General features: G+C 71.9%; 15 protein-coding genes and 2 pseudogenes. 11 read left to right on the top strand and 6 right to left on the bottom strand.

Annotation, left to right across the window (positions count from 1 at the left end; translation table 11 throughout):
• Positions 1-48 precede the first annotated feature (48 nt).
• Positions 49-459, bottom strand: coding sequence for a RidA family protein (locus tag AC07FY_RS21975; protein ID WP_479008667.1), 411 nt, complete (start codon positions 457-459; stop codon positions 49-51).
• The gene (locus tag AC07FY_RS21970) at positions 456-1,217 is read right to left on the bottom strand and encodes an IclR family transcriptional regulator (protein WP_479008666.1); all 762 of its coding nucleotides are present in this window, start codon (positions 1,215-1,217) and stop codon (positions 456-458) included. Before AC07FY_RS21970 ends, AC07FY_RS21975 begins: the two co-directional genes overlap by 4 nt.
• Positions 1,218-1,448: 231 nt before the next feature.
• Here AC07FY_RS21970 and AC07FY_RS21965 point away from each other — a divergent pair, with 231 nt between their 5' ends.
• From AC07FY_RS21965 to AC07FY_RS21935, 7 genes are all read left to right on the top strand, one after another.
• Positions 1,449-2,744, top strand: coding sequence for an amino acid deaminase (locus AC07FY_RS21965; RefSeq protein ID WP_479008664.1), 1,296 nt, complete (start codon positions 1,449-1,451; stop codon positions 2,742-2,744).
• Between the two features lie 9 nt (positions 2,745-2,753).
• On the top strand, positions 2,754-4,331 hold the full coding sequence (locus AC07FY_RS21960) for an N-acyl-D-amino-acid deacylase family protein (protein ID WP_479008662.1): 1,578 nt from the start codon (positions 2,754-2,756) through the stop codon (positions 4,329-4,331).
• 22 nt (positions 4,332-4,353) lie between these two features.
• Positions 4,354-5,364, top strand: coding sequence for a YdcF family protein (locus tag AC07FY_RS21955; protein WP_479008661.1), 1,011 nt, complete (start codon positions 4,354-4,356; stop codon positions 5,362-5,364).
• Between the two features lie 185 nt (positions 5,365-5,549).
• A complete protein-coding gene (locus AC07FY_RS21950; protein ID WP_479008659.1) occupies positions 5,550-5,735 on the top strand; it encodes a hypothetical protein in 186 nt (61 codons plus the stop codon).
• Positions 5,736-5,912: 177 nt separating this feature from the next.
• Positions 5,913-6,368 carry a nitroreductase/quinone reductase family protein gene (locus tag AC07FY_RS21945; protein WP_479008657.1) on the top strand — a complete coding sequence of 152 codons (456 nt, stop codon included), beginning with the start codon at positions 5,913-5,915 and terminating at the stop codon, positions 6,366-6,368.
• Between the two features lie 547 nt (positions 6,369-6,915).
• Positions 6,916-8,127: a pyridoxal phosphate-dependent aminotransferase gene (locus tag AC07FY_RS21940; protein ID WP_479008655.1), complete on the top strand. Its 1,212-nt coding sequence runs from the start codon at positions 6,916-6,918 to the stop codon at positions 8,125-8,127.
• A gap of 112 nt (positions 8,128-8,239) precedes the next feature.
• A complete protein-coding gene (locus tag AC07FY_RS21935) occupies positions 8,240-8,653 on the top strand; it encodes an SCO4983 family protein (RefSeq protein ID WP_479008653.1) in 414 nt (137 codons plus the stop codon).
• 220 nt (positions 8,654-8,873) lie between these two features.
• On the opposite strand, the gene AC07FY_RS21930 is transcribed toward AC07FY_RS21935, so the two are convergent.
• Positions 8,874-9,305, bottom strand: a complete 432-nt coding sequence (locus AC07FY_RS21930; protein ID WP_479008651.1) for a hypothetical protein — start codon at positions 9,303-9,305, stop codon at positions 8,874-8,876.
• Between the two features lie 328 nt (positions 9,306-9,633).
• Positions 9,634-11,466 (bottom strand): phosphoenolpyruvate carboxykinase (GTP), encoded by a 1,833-nt coding sequence (locus tag AC07FY_RS21925; protein ID WP_479008649.1) that lies wholly within the window; start codon positions 11,464-11,466, stop codon positions 9,634-9,636.
• A gap of 220 nt (positions 11,467-11,686) precedes the next feature.
• On the opposite strand from AC07FY_RS21925, the gene trhA reads away from it, so the two are divergent.
• Positions 11,687-12,490 carry a PAQR family membrane homeostasis protein TrhA gene (gene trhA, locus AC07FY_RS21920; RefSeq protein ID WP_479008647.1) on the top strand — a complete coding sequence of 268 codons (804 nt, stop codon included), beginning with the start codon at positions 11,687-11,689 and terminating at the stop codon, positions 12,488-12,490.
• Between the two features lie 76 nt (positions 12,491-12,566).
• On the opposite strand, the gene AC07FY_RS21915 is transcribed toward trhA, so the two are convergent.
• Positions 12,567-14,618, bottom strand: coding sequence for a thioredoxin domain-containing protein (locus AC07FY_RS21915; RefSeq protein ID WP_479008645.1), 2,052 nt, complete (start codon positions 14,616-14,618; stop codon positions 12,567-12,569).
• Between the two features lie 197 nt (positions 14,619-14,815).
• Here AC07FY_RS21915 and AC07FY_RS21910 point away from each other — a divergent pair.
• The 3 genes and pseudogenes from AC07FY_RS21910 to AC07FY_RS21900 form a co-directional block, all read left to right on the top strand.
• Positions 14,816-15,166 (top strand): annotated as a pseudogene (locus AC07FY_RS21910) (Uma2 family endonuclease); the annotation flags it as partial.
• A 719-nt stretch (positions 15,167-15,885) separates the two neighbouring features.
• The gene (locus AC07FY_RS21905; RefSeq protein WP_479008643.1) at positions 15,886-16,158 is read left to right on the top strand and encodes a hypothetical protein; all 273 of its coding nucleotides are present in this window, start codon (positions 15,886-15,888) and stop codon (positions 16,156-16,158) included.
• Positions 16,155-16,562 (top strand): type II toxin-antitoxin system VapC family toxin, encoded by a 408-nt coding sequence (locus AC07FY_RS21900; protein ID WP_479008641.1) that lies wholly within the window; start codon positions 16,155-16,157, stop codon positions 16,560-16,562. The genes AC07FY_RS21905 and AC07FY_RS21900 overlap by 4 nt, the downstream gene beginning before the upstream one ends.
• Before the next feature lie 39 nt (positions 16,563-16,601).
• Here AC07FY_RS21900 and AC07FY_RS21895 read toward each other — a convergent pair.
• Positions 16,602-16,754, bottom strand: a pseudogene (locus AC07FY_RS21895) (DUF255 domain-containing protein); the annotation flags it as partial.
• Positions 16,755-16,781 lie beyond the last annotated feature (27 nt).

The following is a 16,781-nucleotide window of genomic DNA, read 5'->3' as shown; positions in this document are numbered from 1 at the left end:
GGCACGGCCGGGGCGCCCCACCGCCAGGGGGGCGCCCCGCGCGCACGCTCAGCCGAGGACGGCCAGCGCGTCGATCTCGACGAGCAGCCCGGCCGGCAGGCCCACGTACACGGTGGTGCGCGCGGCCGGGGCCTCCTTCAGACCCTGCTGCGCGAAGTAGGCGTCGTAGAGCTCGTTCATCTCCGCGAAGTGCGCGGTGTCGGTGAGGTAGACGCGGATCATCACCACGTCGTCCCAGTCCGCGCCGCCCGCCTCCAGGACCGAGCGGACGTTTTCCAGCGTCTGGAGGGTCTGCTCGCGCAGTGACGGGCCCGCGGGGGTGGGCGGCTGCCCCTCGACGTGCGGGAGGAAGCCGACCTGGCCGGCGACCTGCAGGATGTTCCCCTTGCGCACGCCGTGCGAGAAGCGGGCGGGCGGGACGGTGTGGGTGTCGGGGACGACGGCGGTCTTCTCGCTCACGAGTCCTCTTCCTCTTCCTGTGATCCTGAACAGTCGCGGCTGACGGCCTCGGCGGTGGCGCGTACCAGCGGCAGGAGCTCGACGAGCCCCTCGGCGGAGACGACCGCACCGGGCGCGGAGACGGACAGCGCCGCGACGACCCGCCCGCCGGGTCCGCGCACCGGCGCGCCGAGGCAGTTGACGGACTCCTCGTGCCCGCCGAAGTCGGCGGCCCACCCCTGCTCGCGGACGAGGTCCAGCTCGCGCAGGAAGGCGGCCGCGTCGGGAGTGGACCGGGCCGTGTAGCGCGGATAGTCGATCCGCTCCGCGAGGCTGTGGCGCTCGGCCTCGGGCAGGTCGGCGACGAGCAGCTTGGCGACGGCGGCGACGGTCAGCGGCACCGGCTTGCCGATCCGGGAGTACATGCGGACCGGGTGGCGGCTCTCGACCTTGTCGATGTAGACCACCTCGTCGTCCTGGAGGAGGGCGAGGTGGACGGTGTGCCCGGTGGCCTTGTTCAGCGCCACGAGGTGGGGGTGCGCGACCTCCCGCACGTCGAGGTTCTCCACGGCCTCCGCCGCGAGCGCGAACAGCCGCGCGCCCAGCCGGTAGCGGCCGTCGGCCTGCCGGTACACGAACCCGTGCCCGTGCAGGGTGCGCAGCAGGCGCAGCGCGGTGCTCCTGTGCACGCCGAGTTCGTCGGCGACCGGGCCGAGGCCGGCGGGGCCGCGGGCGAGGACCGGCAGGATCCGCAGGGCCCGCTCCACGGACTGACTCATCACTCGCCCTCTCGTACCGTCACGGCGGACACCGGCCCGGATCGGGCCTGCGGCCTGCGCGGGGAGGAGGTCCGGGACCGGCGGTCGCGCAGCGGCCCCGCGCCCGGCCGAGGCTGACCCGCCGTCATGCCGCCCCGACCGGCGTTGACCCGCCGTCACCCGCGATGTTAGACAGCGTGCAGCGGCATACGCAATGAGCGTTGCACACCACGCAATTCCCGGAGGATCCGCATGGCCAGCGACAGCGACCCCGTCCAGGACCTCGCCGACGAACCGGTCGACCACCGGTTCAAGGGCCTCCCCCCGGACGCCCAGGCCGACGGCCTCACCGTCGGCCGGCTCGCCGCCCAACGGCGGGACCTGCACACCGGCGGGTTCACCACCCCCGTCCTGACCCTCGACGCGGACGCCCTGGAGCACAACCTCACCGCCCTCGGCACGTACGCCGCCCGCCACGCCCTCGCCTTCGCCCCTCACGGCAAGACCTGCATGGCACCCCAGCTCTTCCGCCGCCAGCTGGACCACGGCGCGTGGGGCATCACCGCCGCCGTCCCCCACCAGGCCCGCGTCTACCGCGCCTTCGGCATCCAGCGCGTCTTCCTCGCCAACGAGCTCGTCGACCCCGCCGCCCTGCGCTGGGTCGCCGCCGAACAAGCCGCCGACCCCGCCTTCCGCTTCGTCTGCTACGTCGACTCCGTGCGCGGGGTCGAGCTCATGGACCGCGCCCTGCGCGACACCCCCGGCGCCCGCGTCGACGTGGTCGTCGAGCTCGGCGCCGGCGAGGGCGCCCGCACCGGCGCCCGCACCGACGACGACTGCCGCGCCGTCGCCGACGCCGTCGCCCGCACCGCGACCCTGCGCCTCGTCGGCATCGCCGGCTACGAGGCCGAGGTGCCGGGCGCCGACCCCGACCGCGTCCGCGCCTACCTGCGCCGCCTCACCGGCCTCGCCGTCGAGTTCGACAAGGCCGGCCGGTTCGCCGCGCACCCCGACCTCGACGAGATCGTCGTAAGCGCCGGCGGCTCCGCCTGGTTCGACACCGTCGCCGAGGTCTTCGCCGAGATGCCCGGCCTCTCCCTGCCGACGCTCAAGCTGCTGCGCTCCGGCGCGTACGTCTCGCACGACCACGGCTGGTACACCCGCCTCACCCCCTTCAACCGCCACCCCGAAGAGGGCGGCCTGCGCCCCGCGTTCCGGCTGTGGACCCAGGTCGTCTCCCGCCCCTCCCCCACCCAGGGCTTCCTGAACGCCGGCAAGCGCGACATCGCCTACGACCTCGGCCTGCCCACCGCCGAGCGCGTCCGCGACGCCCTCACCGGCGAGGAGCGGCCGGCCACCGGCGTCCGCGTCGTCAAACTCTCCGACCAGCACGCCTGGCTGGAGACCGACTCCGCCGACGACGTCCAGGTCGGGGACTGGGTGGCCCTCGGCATGTCCCACCCCTGCACGATCTTCGAGAAGTGGCCGCTGATCCCGGTGGTGGAGTCCGACGGCACGGTCACCGACTTCGTCCGCACCTTCTTCTAGGCCCCGTCCGTGGACCTGGTCATCCGCGGGGCCCGCGTCGTCGACGGCACGGGCGGGCCCTCGTACACCGCCGACGTCGGCGTGCACCGCGGCCGGATCACCGAGATCGGGCGGATACCCGGCGGGCGCAGGACCCTCGACGCCCACGGCCTCGCCCTCGCCCCCGGCTTCGTGGACATGCACGCCCACAGCGACCTCGCACTGCTCCGCGACCCGGACCACAGCGCCAAGGCCGCCCAGGGCGTGACCCTCGAGGTGCTGGGCCAGGACGGCCTGTCCTACGCCCCGGCCGACGAGCGGACCCTGGACGGGGTCCGGGCCGCCATCGCCGGCTGGAACGGCTCCGGCGACGACATCGACTTCGACTGGCGCACGGTCGGCGGCTACCTCGACCGGCTCGACCGCGCCCACGGCGGCCAGGGCTGCGCCGTCAACGCCGCCTATCTCGTCCCGCAGGGAACGGTGCGCGCCCACGTCCTGGGCTGGGACGACCGCCCGGCCACCGGGGCGGAGCTGGAGCGGATGCGGCAGCTGGTCGCCGACGGCCTGGCCGAGGGGGCCGTCGGCATGTCCTCCGGGCTGACCTACACCCCCGGCATGTACGCCTCCGGCTCCGAACTGACCGAACTGTGCCGCGTGGTCGCCCGCCACGGCGGCTACTACTGCCCCCACCACCGCTCGTACGGCCACGGCGCGCTCGAAGCCTACGCCGAGATGATCGCCCTGACCCGCGAGGCCGGCTGCGCCCTGCACCTCGCGCACGCCACCATGAACTTCGCCGAGAACCGGGGCCGCGCCCCCGAACTGCTGGCCCTGCTCGACGCGGCCCTGGCCGACGGCTGCGACATCACCCTCGACAGCTACCCGTACACCCCCGGTTGCACCACACTCGTCGCCCTGCTGCCGAGCTGGGCCCACGACGGCGGGCCCGAGGCGGTCCTGGCCCGGCTGCGCGACGAGACCGAGGCTGGGCGGATCCGGCACGCACTGGAGGTGACCGGCGCCGACGGCTGCCACGGAGTCCCCGTGGACTGGTCGACGATCGAGATCTCGGGCGTCGCCGACCCCGCGTACGCCGGTCACGTCGGCAGGCGCGTCGAGGGCTGGGACACCGCCCGCCGGCTCCTGCTGGGCGACCGGCTCGCGCCGACGATCCTCCAGCACGTCGGCCACGAGGAGAACGTCCGGGCGATCATGCGCCACCGCGTCCACACCGGCGGCTCCGACGGCATCCTCCAGGGCGCGAAACCCCACCCTCGGGCCTACGGCACCTTCCCGCACTACCTCGGCCGCTACGTCCGCGAGCTCGGCGTGCTCTCCCTGGAGGAGTGCGTCGCCCACCTCGCGGGCCGGCCCGCCGCCCGCCTGCGGCTGCCCGACCGGGGCCTGATCCGGCTCGGGCACCGGGCGGACCTGGTCCTCTTCGACCCGGACACGGTCGCGGCCGGGTCCACCTACGACCACCCGCGCGCCCTGCCCACCGGCATCCCGCACGTCCTGATCGACGGGCGGTTCGTGATGCGCGACGGACGGCGCACGGACGTGCTGGCCGGGCGATCGGTCCGGCGCACCGCGCCACCGGTGTGACCGGGACATTTACGATGAACCGATGGTCGCCTTCGCCCTCGCCGGGCTGTTCTTCCTCGCCTTCTGCACAAGCGCCCGGAAGGACCGCCGCCGCTTCACCAACGCGGTGCTCTTCGGGCTGACCTTCACCACCACCTCCTTCGCCCTGCTCCTCCAGGTGCCCTCGCTGCCGCGATGGCTCGCCATGCCGGTGATCGTGCTCGTCTTCGCCCTCCCCACGCTCGGCATCCTGGCCATCGGCGTCTTCCTCGTCGCCAACGGACTGACGATGGTCCGCAAGGAGGGCGCCCGCCCGCCCAACCTGCTGTCGCTGGCGGCGGGGCTCGGCATCTTCGGGATGATCACCCTGCTGCTCCTCGTGAGCCGCTACGGCTCCCCCCTCGCCCACGGCATCGCGGGCACCCTGACGCTGGTCGTCGCCTACGTCTCCTTCGTCTTCCTGTGCTTCCTCGGCTACGCCTTCCTCTACGGCCGGATCAAGGTCCGCGGCGACGTCGACCACGTGGTGATGCTCGGCTCGGGCCTGGTCGCCGGCGACCAGGTACCGCCGCTGCTCGCCTCGCGGCTGCGGAAGGGACAGGCGGTCTACGCGGCCCAGCTGGCCCGGGGCGGCCGGCCGCCGGTCCTCCTCGTCTCGGGCGGCAAGGGCACGGACGAGCGGGTCTCCGAGGCACGGGCCATGGCGGACTGGCTGATCAGGGAGGGCATCCCGGAGGACCACGTCCGGCTGGAGGAGCAGTCGCGTACGACGGAGGAGAACATGCGGTTCTCCCGGGAGCTGATGCTGGCGGACGACCCCGGCTACCGCTGCGTGGTGGTCACCAACGACTTCCACGCCTTCCGCGCCGCGATGATGGCCCGCAAGGCCGGGGTGAACGGGCAGGTACTGGGCTCGCCGACCGCGCGGTACTTCTGGCCGACCGCGACGATCCGCGAGTTCGTCGCGGTGTTCTGGGAGCACCGGACGGTGAACCTGGGGATCTGCGCCCTGCTGGTGGCCCTGGGAGCGGCGGCGACGGCGGTGACGGTGTGAGGGAACGCGGACGCGGGGTCGGACACGGGCGCTGCCACGGGTCCGGACACGGGCGCAAACACCGTTCGGGGCAGATGCGGTTTCGGGTTCGGGCATTCCGGTCGAGGTGCGTTCATGGAGCCGCCGCCGGAGGATGGGGCCAGGCACACCGGGGGACACCCCGGGGCCACCGGAGGAGGTACGCGATGGACAGTGAATCGGACGAGCAGCCCACCCGGTCGGACCGGCTCTTCACGGGCGGGGAACGACCGTACGACCCCGAGGACCTCGTGATGGCGACCGGCCACGACCCGACTCCGGAGCGGGTCGAGAAGGCCCGGCGGCTCATCGAGAAGGAAGGCCCCCAGGTCATCGAGCGCTACCTGCCGTAGCGCGCAGCCGACCGATGCCCCGACCCGGGCCCCGGCCCGAGGTCGCTCCCCGGGCCGGGGCCGTCGGCGGGGGTACGGCGGCGGGAGGCGGCACCGCCAGCGCCGGGGCCGGAACCGCATCCCCGCGTGAGGACGGCTCGTTATGTGGTCCGGGGACCACAGCCTAAGGACAGGTGAATGCACGCTCTCGATGTCGATTGGGACCACCCGACGGACCCGCACCCCGGCCCCCGGCTCGACCACGTCCGCGCGTACGTGAGCACGGCCGGCGCCGACGGGCACCTGTGGCACGGGGTGCCCACCCTGCTGCTCACCACGATCGACCGCGCCACCGGCCGGACGGTCCGCACGCCCCTGATCTACGGCGAGGACGCGGACCGGCTCATCGTGGTGGCCGCCGCGTACGGCGCCCCGGAACATCCCGCCTGGTACGGCAACCTCACGGCCGACCCGGAGGTCCGCGTCCAGGTCGGCGCCACCGTCTCCCGAGCCGTGGCGCACACGGCCACGCCGGAGGAGCGGGAGACGTACTGGGCCATGATGACGGGCCTGTGGCCGGCGTACGAGGACGACCAGACGGCAGCCGCGCCGCGCGTGATCCCGCTGGTGATCATCGAGCGAAGAAACGGTTGACCTGACCGCTAGGCGTGGCGGTTGGGGGGTCGGGGGAGCCCACCGCGGGCGGCGGACGCCGATCCGTGCGGGACTGTGCAGCGATCCGGCGCGCGTCCTCGGGGCGCTGCTTGCGGATCTGGGCGCTGCCCGGTGCGGGTCGGACCACCCCGGAGGCCAGGAGTGAGGTCCCTGATGCGGCCGGCGCCGCTCTCGACCCGGTGGACCGTTCCTTTGGGGGTTCCCGCCGGTCCTTGTCCTTCAGGGGCGGGACGGGCGGGAACCCCCAAACCCTCATCGATGAGCATCGAGGGAGTCAGGCTGCCACCGAAGCCCCGCCGCGTCTCCACATCCCACCCCACCCCCTCTCGGCGTGACGAGCGCAACACCCCGCCCTTCCGGTCGGCCGCGGCTCACCCATTCCGCAGGCGCCGACCGGACGGGGCCCCGGATTCCAAGGGTGGACCGCATCGGCACCCAGCCATTACCCGAACTGGGACATATCCACCCTGCCCCCTCCGGCCCAAAGGGCGCGCCACGCCCCCGCCCGGGCCCGTAAGCTCCCGTCATGCAGGTGATCCAGTCAACGAAACTCGCCAATGTCTGCTACGAGATCCGCGGACCCGTCCTCGAAGAGGCGATGCGGCTCGAAGCGGCAGGTCATCGCATCCTCAAGCTCAACACCGGCAACCCCGCGGCCTTCGGCTTCGAGTGCCCGCCGGAGATCCTCGAGGACATGCTTCGCAACCTGGGCACGGCCCACGGCTACGGGGACGCGAAGGGGCTGCTCTCCGCGCGCCGCGCGGTCATGCAGCACTACCAGACCAAGGGCATCGACCTGGACGTCGAGGACATCTACCTCGGCAACGGCGTCTCCGAGCTGATCCAGATGTCGATGCAGGCGCTGCTCGACGACGGCGACGAGGTGCTCGTCCCGGCGCCGGACTACCCGCTGTGGACCGCCTCCGTCTCGCTCGCCGGCGGCACCGCCGTGCACTACCGGTGCGACGAGCAGGCCGACTGGATGCCCGATCTCGCCGACATCGAGCGCAAGGTCACCGACCGCACGCGCGCCATCGTGATCATCAACCCGAACAACCCGACCGGCGCCGTCTACGACGACGAGATGCTGCGCGGGCTGACGGACATCGCGCGCCGCCACAACCTGGTCGTGTGCTCGGACGAGATCTACGACCGGATCCTGTACGACGGCACCACCCACACCAACACCGCCGCCATCGCGCCGGACCTGCTCACCCTGACCTTCAACGGGCTGTCCAAGAACTACCGCGTCGCCGGCTACCGGTCCGGCTGGATGGCGGTCTGCGGCCCCAAGAAGAACGCCGCGTCGTACATCGAGGGCCTGACGATCCTGGCCAACATGCGCCTGTGCGCGAACATGCCCTCGCAGCACGCCGTCGCCACCGCGCTCGGCGGCCGGCAGTCGATCAACGACCTGGTGCTTCCGGGCGGGCGGCTGCTGGAGCAGCGCGACACGGCCTACGACCTGCTGACGCGGATCCCCGGCATCACCTGCGTGAAGCCCAAGGGCGCGCTGTACCTCTTCCCGAAGCTGGACCCCGCCGTCTACAAGATCAAGGACGACCGGCAGATGGTCCTCGACCTGCTGCGGGCCGAGAAGATCATGGTGGTCCACGGTACGGGCTTCAACTGGCCCGATCCGGACCACTTCCGGATCGTGACGCTGCCGAACGCCAAGGACCTGACCGATGCGGTCACACGGATCGGGAACTTCCTGGACGGGTACGGGCAGCCGTAGGAGCGGTACTCGAGCCGCGACCGGATCAAATCGGCGAATCGGATCGGATCCAACTCAACTTTAGAACGGTTCCAATGTAGGATGGTCTCCTGACCCAGGCAGGAGGCCACCCATGTACGAGCCGAGCCGCACGAAGTCGGTCGTCCACCGCATGGGCGCCGCCACCGTCGACTATCCGCACCGCAGCCGCGGCGAAGCCCTGGACGTCCAGCTCGCCGGGCACCTCGCGGCGCTGCTCGCCGTCACCGACGAGCTGGGCCTGAGCGGGGCCGCCGAGCGCATCGCCGCGCAGGTCGCGCGGCTCCGCGGGGGCGAGCCCACCCGGGCGCCGCGATCGGGCGAGGTGAGCGGGGATGCCGAGGGCGCCGCCGCCGCGGCCCTGCACCAGCGGGCGCACGATCTCGCCGCCCGCGCGTTGCTCGTCGCCGCGTCCCGCGCCGACACCACCGTCGCGATCCTCGCCGCCGAGCGCATGGACGCGCATGCCGCCGCTCTCACGTCCCAGGACCTGGCCGGCGCCCTCTGACGGCCCCGGTCCGGGGCCGCGGAGGCTCCGGACCGGGCGCCACACCCCCTGCGGGGGGCTCGGCGGTCGTGGCTCGGCGGGTTCGGCTTCGACTGTCGAAGGGAGCCTGGACGTTCGGCCCAGGCGGGCCCTCACGGCCGGGGCTCCGCCCCGGACCCCGCGCCTCGAACGCCGGCGGGGCTGGGGGTGGCCGTCGAGGTCGACGTCGGCACGTTCCTGGTCACGGTGGTGGTTGGTCACTCGCGGACACCTCCGCCACCCCGCACCACGGGATCGTCGCCGTCGGCCAGATCGGGCCGATCGCCTCGGCGCGTTCCGGGGTGCCCGGGAGGACGCCCGGGATCTTGACCAGGGCCTGCGCCGAGCGCGTGCCCGGGGCCGGGTGTTCGCGGTCGCGGAATTCCACCGTGATGACGTACGAGCCCCGGCCGGTGACCTCCACCGCCGCCGCGACCCGCCGGCTGGCCGGATCCACGCGGCACCCGGTGACCCGCGCCCGCGGTTCCGGCTCCGTCTGCGGCGCCTGCTCGGGCGACGGACCGCCGCTGGCCCACACGTACAGCCCCAGCGGGGCGAACACCAGCAGTCCGGCCACGGCCACCAGGCCGACCAGCCAGCCCTGCCACTTCAACGCGGTCGCGCTCACGCCCATGGACCCGATCCTCCCCGGCGGCCGCCCCTGCCACCAGCACCCACGGGCCCACACAGCATTTCGAAGTGGGACGGGACCGCCCGCACGAGCCGGAGCCGAGCCTCCTGCCCTCCTCCCGGCGCGGAACGCGCGACGGCGGGCCTCCGTGCACCGGAGGCCCGCCGTCGACAGACGCACACGACCTGCCCGCGGGAGCGCGGACGCTCCCGGCGGGACGGGTCGGTGCTGCGGTGGGAACCGCTTGGTCGGGGGCTCCCACAGCGGTGGGACGCCGCTTGGTCGGGGGCTCCCACGTTCATTGGCGCCCTTCTTCAGGGCGCGTCCCGGCTCAGCCCAGGCGCTCCACGAGTGCGTGGTACTGCTCCCACAGCTCCTTGGGAGTGTGGTCGCCGTAGGTGTTGAGGTGCTCGGGGACCAGGGCGGCCTCCTCGCGCCAGACCTCCTTGTCGACGGTGAGGAGGAAGTCGAGGTCCTCGGCCGGGAGGTCGAGGCCGTCGAGGTCGAGGGAGTCCTTGGTCGGCAGGATGCCGATGGGGGTCCGCACGCCCTCGGCGGTGCCGTCGAGGCGGCCGACGATCCACTTCAGGACGCGGCTGTTCTCACCGAAGCCGGGCCACACGAACTTGCCCGCGTCGTTCTTGCGGAACCAGTTCACGTAGTAGATCTTCGGGAGCTTGGACGCGTCCTTGTCGGCGCCGACCTTGACCCAGTGGCCCATGTAGTCGCCCATGTTGTAGCCGCAGAACGGCAGCATGGCGAAGGGGTCGCGGCGCAGCTCGCCGACCTTGCCCTCGGCGGCGGCGGTCTTCTCGGAGGCGATGTTGGAGCCGATGAAGACGCCGTGGTTCCAGTCGAAGGACTCGGTGACCAGCGGTACGGCGGAGGCGCGGCGGCCGCCGAAGAGGATCGCGGAGATCGGGACGCCCTTGGGGTCCTCCCACTCGGGGGCGATCGTCGGGCACTGGGCGGCCGGGACGGCGAAGCGGGCGTTGGGGTGGGCCGCCGGGGTCTCGCTCTCCGGGGTCCAGCGGTTGCCCTTCCAGTCGATGAGCTCGGCCGGAGCCTCCTCCGTCATGCCCTCCCACCAGACGTCGGAGCCGTCCGGGGTCAGCGCGACGTTGGTGAAGACGGTGTTGGCGTACATCGTCTTCATGGCGTTGGCGTTGGTGTGCTCGCCGGTGCCGGGGGCGACGCCGAAGAAGCCGGCCTCGGGGTTGATCGCGTACAGGCGGCCGTCCTCGCCGAACCGCATCCAGGCGATGTCGTCGCCGATGGTCTCGACGGTCCAGCCGGGGATGGTGGGCTCCAGCATCGCCAGGTTCGTCTTGCCGCAGGCGGACGGGAAGGCGGCGGCGACGTAACGGGCCTCGCCCTGCGGCGGGGTGAGCTTGAGGATCAGCATGTGCTCGGCGAGCCAGCCCTCGTCGCGGGCCATGACGGACGCGATGCGCAGGGCGTAGCACTTCTTGCCGAGCAGGGCGTTGCCGCCGTAGCCGGATCCGTAGGACCAGATCTCGCGGCTCTCGGGGAAGTGCGAGATGTACTTGGTGGTGTTGCACGGCCACGGCACGTCCGCCTGGCCCTCTTCCAGGGGGGCGCCGAGGGTGTGGACGGCCTTGACGAAGAAGCCGTCGGTGCCGAGCTCGTCCAGGACGGGCCGGCCCATGCGGGTCATGGTGCGCATCGCGACGGCGACGTAGGCGGAGTCGGTGATCTCGACGCCGATCGCGGAGAGCTCGGAGCCCAGGGGGCCCATGCAGAAGGGCACGACGTACATCGTGCGGCCCTTCATGGAGCCGCGGAAGATGCCCTGTTCCCCGGCGAAGATCTCCTTCATCTCCGAAGGAGCCTTCCAGTGGTTGGTGGGGCCCGCGTCCTCTTCCTTCTCGGAGCAGATGAAGGTGCGGTCCTCGACGCGCGCGACGTCGGAGGGGTCGGAGGCGGCGTAGTACGAGTTCGGGCGCTTGGCTTCGTCGAGCTTCTTGAACGTCCCCTTGGCGACGAGCTCCTCGCACAGGCGCTCGTACTCGCTCTCGGAGCCGTCGCACCAGACGACGCGGTCCGGCTGGGTGAGGGCTGCGATCTCGTCCACCCAGGAGATCAGCGCTGCGTGCTTGGTGGGGAGGGTCGAACTGGTGGGAGCCGCGTTGTCGCGCGCCACGATTGCTCCTTGTTGAGGGGTTTGTTTGGTGTAGGCCCCGTGGGGGCTGCGACCCGGACGCTTCGCGCTCCGCTCATCCGGTGTCGACCGCACTCATCTGATCATCCGGTGCATGTGCGCATATGTCCAGGGGGCCTCTCACGTGAGCATCGCCACGTCCGTCAATCTTCCGTAAAGAGGACCGGCGGAAGGCTACGGACCCGTAGGTAGCATGGCGGGCATGACTTCTGACGCCGCCGCCGTCCCGGCCTCCGAGGCCTCTACCGCCACCGGGGCCGCCCAGGCCACCGGGGGCACGCCGGTCACCGACGCCGCCCAGACCACCGGAGGCACCCCGGCCTCCGACGCCTCCCCGGTCGTCCAGGTCCTGGAGGCGGCCGAGACCGCCCTGGAGGAGAAGCCGCTGATGCGCGGCTGGCTGCACCTGGGGATGTTCCCCGCCGTGGTGGTCGCGGGCGTGGTGCTGATGGCCTTCACCGACTCCACCCGGGCCCGCGTCGCCTGCGGCGTCTACGTCCTGACGGCCTGCCTGCTCTTCGGCGTCAGCGCGGTCTACCACCGCGGCACCTGGGGCCCGCGGGGCGAGGCGATCCTGCGGCGGCTCGACCACGCGAACATCTTCCTGATCATCGCGGGCACCTACACCCCGCTGACCGTCCTGCTGCTGCCGCCCTCCACCGGGCGCACGCTGCTGTGGGCGGTGTGGCTGGCCGCCGCGGCCGGCATCGCCTTCCGGGTGTTCTGGGTCGGCGCCCCCCGCTGGCTCTACACCCCGTGCTACATCGCCATGGGCTGGGCGGCCGTCTTCTTCCTGCCCGACTTCATGCGCAGCGGCGGCATCGCCGTACTGGTCCTGGTGATCGTCGGCGGTCTGCTCTACAGCGTGGGAGGGGTCATCTACGGCATGAAGCGCCCCGACCCCTCCCCCCGCTTCTTCGGCTTCCACGAGGTCTTCCACGCCCTGACCGTCGCGGCGTTCGTCGCCCATTACGTCGGCATCTCGCTCGCCGCGTACGCACACTGAGCCGCCGGCCCCTCGATGCGTCGAGCGGGCGCCGGCCTCTCGGCGGGCGTCGAGCGGGCGCCGGCGCCGGGACACGTCAGGGGCGGGCGGTGCCCAACTGCTCCGCCAACTCGGCCCGATCGGTCGTGGGCCGCGCGCACACGAAGTGCCGGCACACGTACGCCGTGGGAAGGCCGTCCACGAGGGTGCGGTCGGCCAGCAGCGGGAACTCGCCGCCGCTGCCGTCCTCCGCGAGCGGCAGGCCCGTCGCCACCACCGCACCGGGAGCCGTCCCCAGGAGCGCCGTGCGGTGCAGCGACTCGCGCGCCGGATCGTCCGGGTGCCCCACGACCGCCACCTCGCGCGGCCCGTCCACCAGCGCCTCGGCCACCGCCAGTCCGTGCCCGATGAAGCGCGGAGCGCGCGGCCCGAGGGCGTGAACCACCCCGAGCGCCCGCTCGGCGGCCGTGCGGTGGGCTTGGGAGCCGGTGTGCGCGGCGTACGAGAGCAGGGCGCCGGCGGCCGCGGTCCAGCCGGACGGGGCGGCCGTGTCGGTGGGGTCCTGCGGCCGGCGGATCAGCTTCTCCGCGTCGTGCGCGGTGTCGTACAGCGAGCCGTCCTCGGCGGTGAACCGGTCCAGCACCAGGTCCACGAGGAAACCGGCGAACTCCAGCCAGACGCCCTCGCCGGTCACCGCCGCCAGCGCCAGGAACCCCTCGGCCACGTCGCCGTAGTCCTCCAGCACGCCCGCGTTGGCGCCCACGTGGCCGTCCTTGCTGGTCCGCGCCAGCCGGGCCCGCCCGTCCATGTGCACGCGCACCAGCAGATCGGCGGCCTCGGTGGCCCGCTCGACCAGGTCGGGCCGCTCGAAGAACGCCCCGCACTCGGCGAGCGCGGCGATGGCGAGCCCGTTCCACGCGGCGACGACCTTGTCGTCGCGCCCGGGTGCGGGCCGCGTCTGCCGGGCCGCGAACAGCCGGGCCCGGATCGACGCGATCCGCTCGGCGTCGGCCGACGGACCGTCCTGCGGCAGCTGGAGTACGGACCGGCCCTCCTCGAACGTGCCCTCCTCGGTCACCCCGAAGTACCCGACGGCCAGGGCCCCGTCCTCGTCACCGAGCACCTCCCGCAGCTCGGCGGGGGTCCAGGCGTAGTAGGCGCCCTCCACGTGCTTGCCGCTGGCCGGGTCCTCGCTGTCGGCGTCGAGCGCGGACGCGAAGCCGCCCTGGTCGGTGCGCAGCTCCCGGACCATGAAGTCGGCGGTCTCCAGGGCGACGCGGCGCGCGAGGTCCGATCCGGTGGCCCGCCACAGGTGGGCGTAGACGCGGCAGAGCAGCGCGTTGTCGTAGAGCATCTTCTCGAAGTGCGGGACGATCCAGTCCCGGTCCACGGAGTACCGGGCGAAGCCGCCGCCGAGCTGGTCGTAGATCCCGCCGCGCGCCATGGCCTCGCAGGTGTCGGCGGCCATCTGCAGCGCGCCCTCGGCGCCGGTCCGGGCGTGGTGGCGCAGCAGGAACTCCAGCACCATGGACGGCGGGAACTTCGGTGCTCCGCCGAATCCGCCGCGGGCCGCGTCGTACTCCCGCGTCAGCGCGAGCAGCGCCCGCGCGAGGTCCTCGGGGCCGGGCGCGGTGGCCCTGCCGTAGTCGAGCTGCCGGCCGGCCAGGTCCCGTACGATCCGCTGCGCGACGTCCGCGACCTCCTCGGGCCGCCCCACCCACGCGGTCCGGACGCCTTCGAGGACCTGCATGAAGGAGGGCATCCCGTGCCGGGGTTCGGGCGGGAAGTAGGTCCCGAAGTAGAACGGCTCGGCGTCGGGGGTCATGAACACGGTCATCGGCCAGCCGCCCTGCCCCGTGGCGGCCTGCACGGCCTCCATGTAGACGGCGTCGACGTCGGGCCGCTCCTCGCGGTCCACCTTGATGTTGACGAAGTGCTCGTTCATATAGGCGGCGGCCAGCTCGTCCTCGAAGGACTCGTGCGCCATGACGTGGCACCAGTGGCACGCAGAGTATCCAACCGACAACAGAACGGGTACACCGCGCCGTTTCGCTTCTTCGAATGCCTCGGGTCCCCACGGCCACCAGTCGACCGGATTGTCAGCATGTTGAAGCAGATAAGGCGAGGTCACACCAGCCAACCGGTTCATACGACCCAGCCTCTCACAACGACTGACGCGACCGGTGAAACCCTGACGAGCTCGCCCCGCTTGGCCGAATTAACAATCGTGCGCTATCACGTGGTGGGCGCCTCCATTCCCTCCACACCGGGCAGCCCGGCACCTCGGAACAGGAGGCTGGGCGCAGCGGCGCTGGACCTGCCGAGGCGCCTCGAAGGAGGTACACCATGACCGCCGAGATGGTGGCGCCCGCGTGGATGCATCCGCAGATCAGCGCGGAGCAGTACGCCTCCTGGTCCGAGGAGCAGTGCGCCGGCATCGAGATCGTGGACGCGATGGTCGTCGCGAGCCCGAGCGCTCCCGAGCGGCACAACCGGCTGGCTCGGGTCCTCGCCAATGCCCTGGACGACGCCGCGAGCCCGGACTGGAACGCGGACACGGACTTCGACGTCCGCCTACAGGACGTTCCGCTCACCAACCGCCGCCCGGAGGTCATCGTTTACCGGACGGAAACCATCGACCTCACACCTACTGGCGGGTCGAGCAGGCCGTCACCGGGGTCCCGATCGTCTACACGTGCTCGCTTCTCTCGGCCAGACGCTCGCCCTGGCTGTACTGGGCTGGCAGTTCCTGCATCGTACGGAGCGGTAGTACCAGGTCCTCGCCAGGCACGCGTACGGCACCTTCCGCCGCAGGGTGCGAGTCGAACTCCGCTGTACGGTCAGCAGGAGTCCGACTCGGGCTCGGGCAGTTCGTCCAAGTCAAGTGTCTAGGTCCGTCCGTCGGCCAGTTGATGGGCGGTTTGGCCGAACCATACTTGTGCGTGTGGGCCGCATGCAGCCGGAGCCGGTGGGCTGAGTGTGGGCGACAACCTCCCCGGCGTACGGGCCCACCACCGCCGTAGCGGCCGTACTTTGCAGTGCAACCGCCTTGCGCGAGTTCACTGCCACCAGTGGCACGAGCTGTACCCGATGCTGAGCAGCAGGGGCTGTGCACCCCGCCGCCCCCACCCACGTCGCCCAGGGCCGGCCCGTCCCAGCCGTCCCCGGCTATCCCCGGCGAAGCAATCGTCCGGAATCCGCATCGATGCCGGACGCAGCTCTGCGATGATCACAGCGTTCCGAGGCAGGCGACCGGGAGACCCGATGACTGATCCCGATGACGCAGTGGACGGCAGTGCGGACGAGCCGCTGGGGCGAGCCTCCTTGGTCTCCCTCACGGGTGACCGCAGGACATCGAAGGCTTCCACTCCGCGAGGAACCCCCTCTGTAATAAAATTTGTCTTACACTAGCGGTTATGAAGACGACCCGCGCCGGGACCACCGAGAACATCTCCGTCTCCATGCCCGCCGAGCTGGTCAGCGAGCTGCGCTCTCGCACTGGCCGCCGCGGCCTGTCCAGCTACATCACCGAAGCTGTCCGGCACCAGCTCGCCATGGACGGGCTCGCCGAGATCGTCGCCGCCCACGAGGAAGCACACGGCGCGCTCACGGAGCACGAGATCGAAACCGCTCGTCGCGAGCTGTTCGGAGACGAGAACGCCGAGGGTGTCGAGCGGGGCGCCGCGTGAAGGAGCAGCCGGCTCGCTCGCTGGTGCTCGACTCCGAGGCGCTCTCCCTCCTCCTCCGCAACGACCGCAAGATGGTGGCGCGCATCGAGGCATCCCGGCAGGTCGGAGTTCCCGTCCTCGTGTCTGCGCTGACCATCGTCGAAGCCGTGCACGGGAAGACCGATCTGGCGCGCTTGAAGTGGGTGCTGTCCCGGCTGCGGGTGGAGCCGGCCAGTCAGGAAGACGCCCTGACCGCAGTGAAACTTCTTCAGGACGCAGGCGGTTTGCACGGGCACCAGTACGCGATCGACGCCCTCGTCGCCGCGCTCGCGCTCCGCGTCCCGGCTCCAGCAGTCGTTCTGACCTCCGACCGCGACGACTGGTCGAAGCTCTGCGGGAGCCGCGTGATCATCAGAGAGGTGTGAGCGCCGCCGACTACTGGGCTGACGAGTTCACTGGCATCAGTGGCAGCTGGAGTAGCCGACGCTGAGCATGACGGGCACCCCCCGCTCCCGCGCCTCCGCGAACGCCTCGGGCGACCACGGCCACCAGTCCACGGGGTTGTCTGCGTGTCGGAGGAGATAGGGCGCGGTCTCGTGCTCGAGGCGGTTCGGCATGGGGACGTCCTGCCGCAAGAGGTCAGG

This window comes from Streptomyces sp. NPDC045967 (assembly GCF_056430495.1).
The sequence above is the reverse complement of the archived record's forward strand: the minus strand, read 5'-3'. Positions and strand labels throughout refer to the sequence as shown.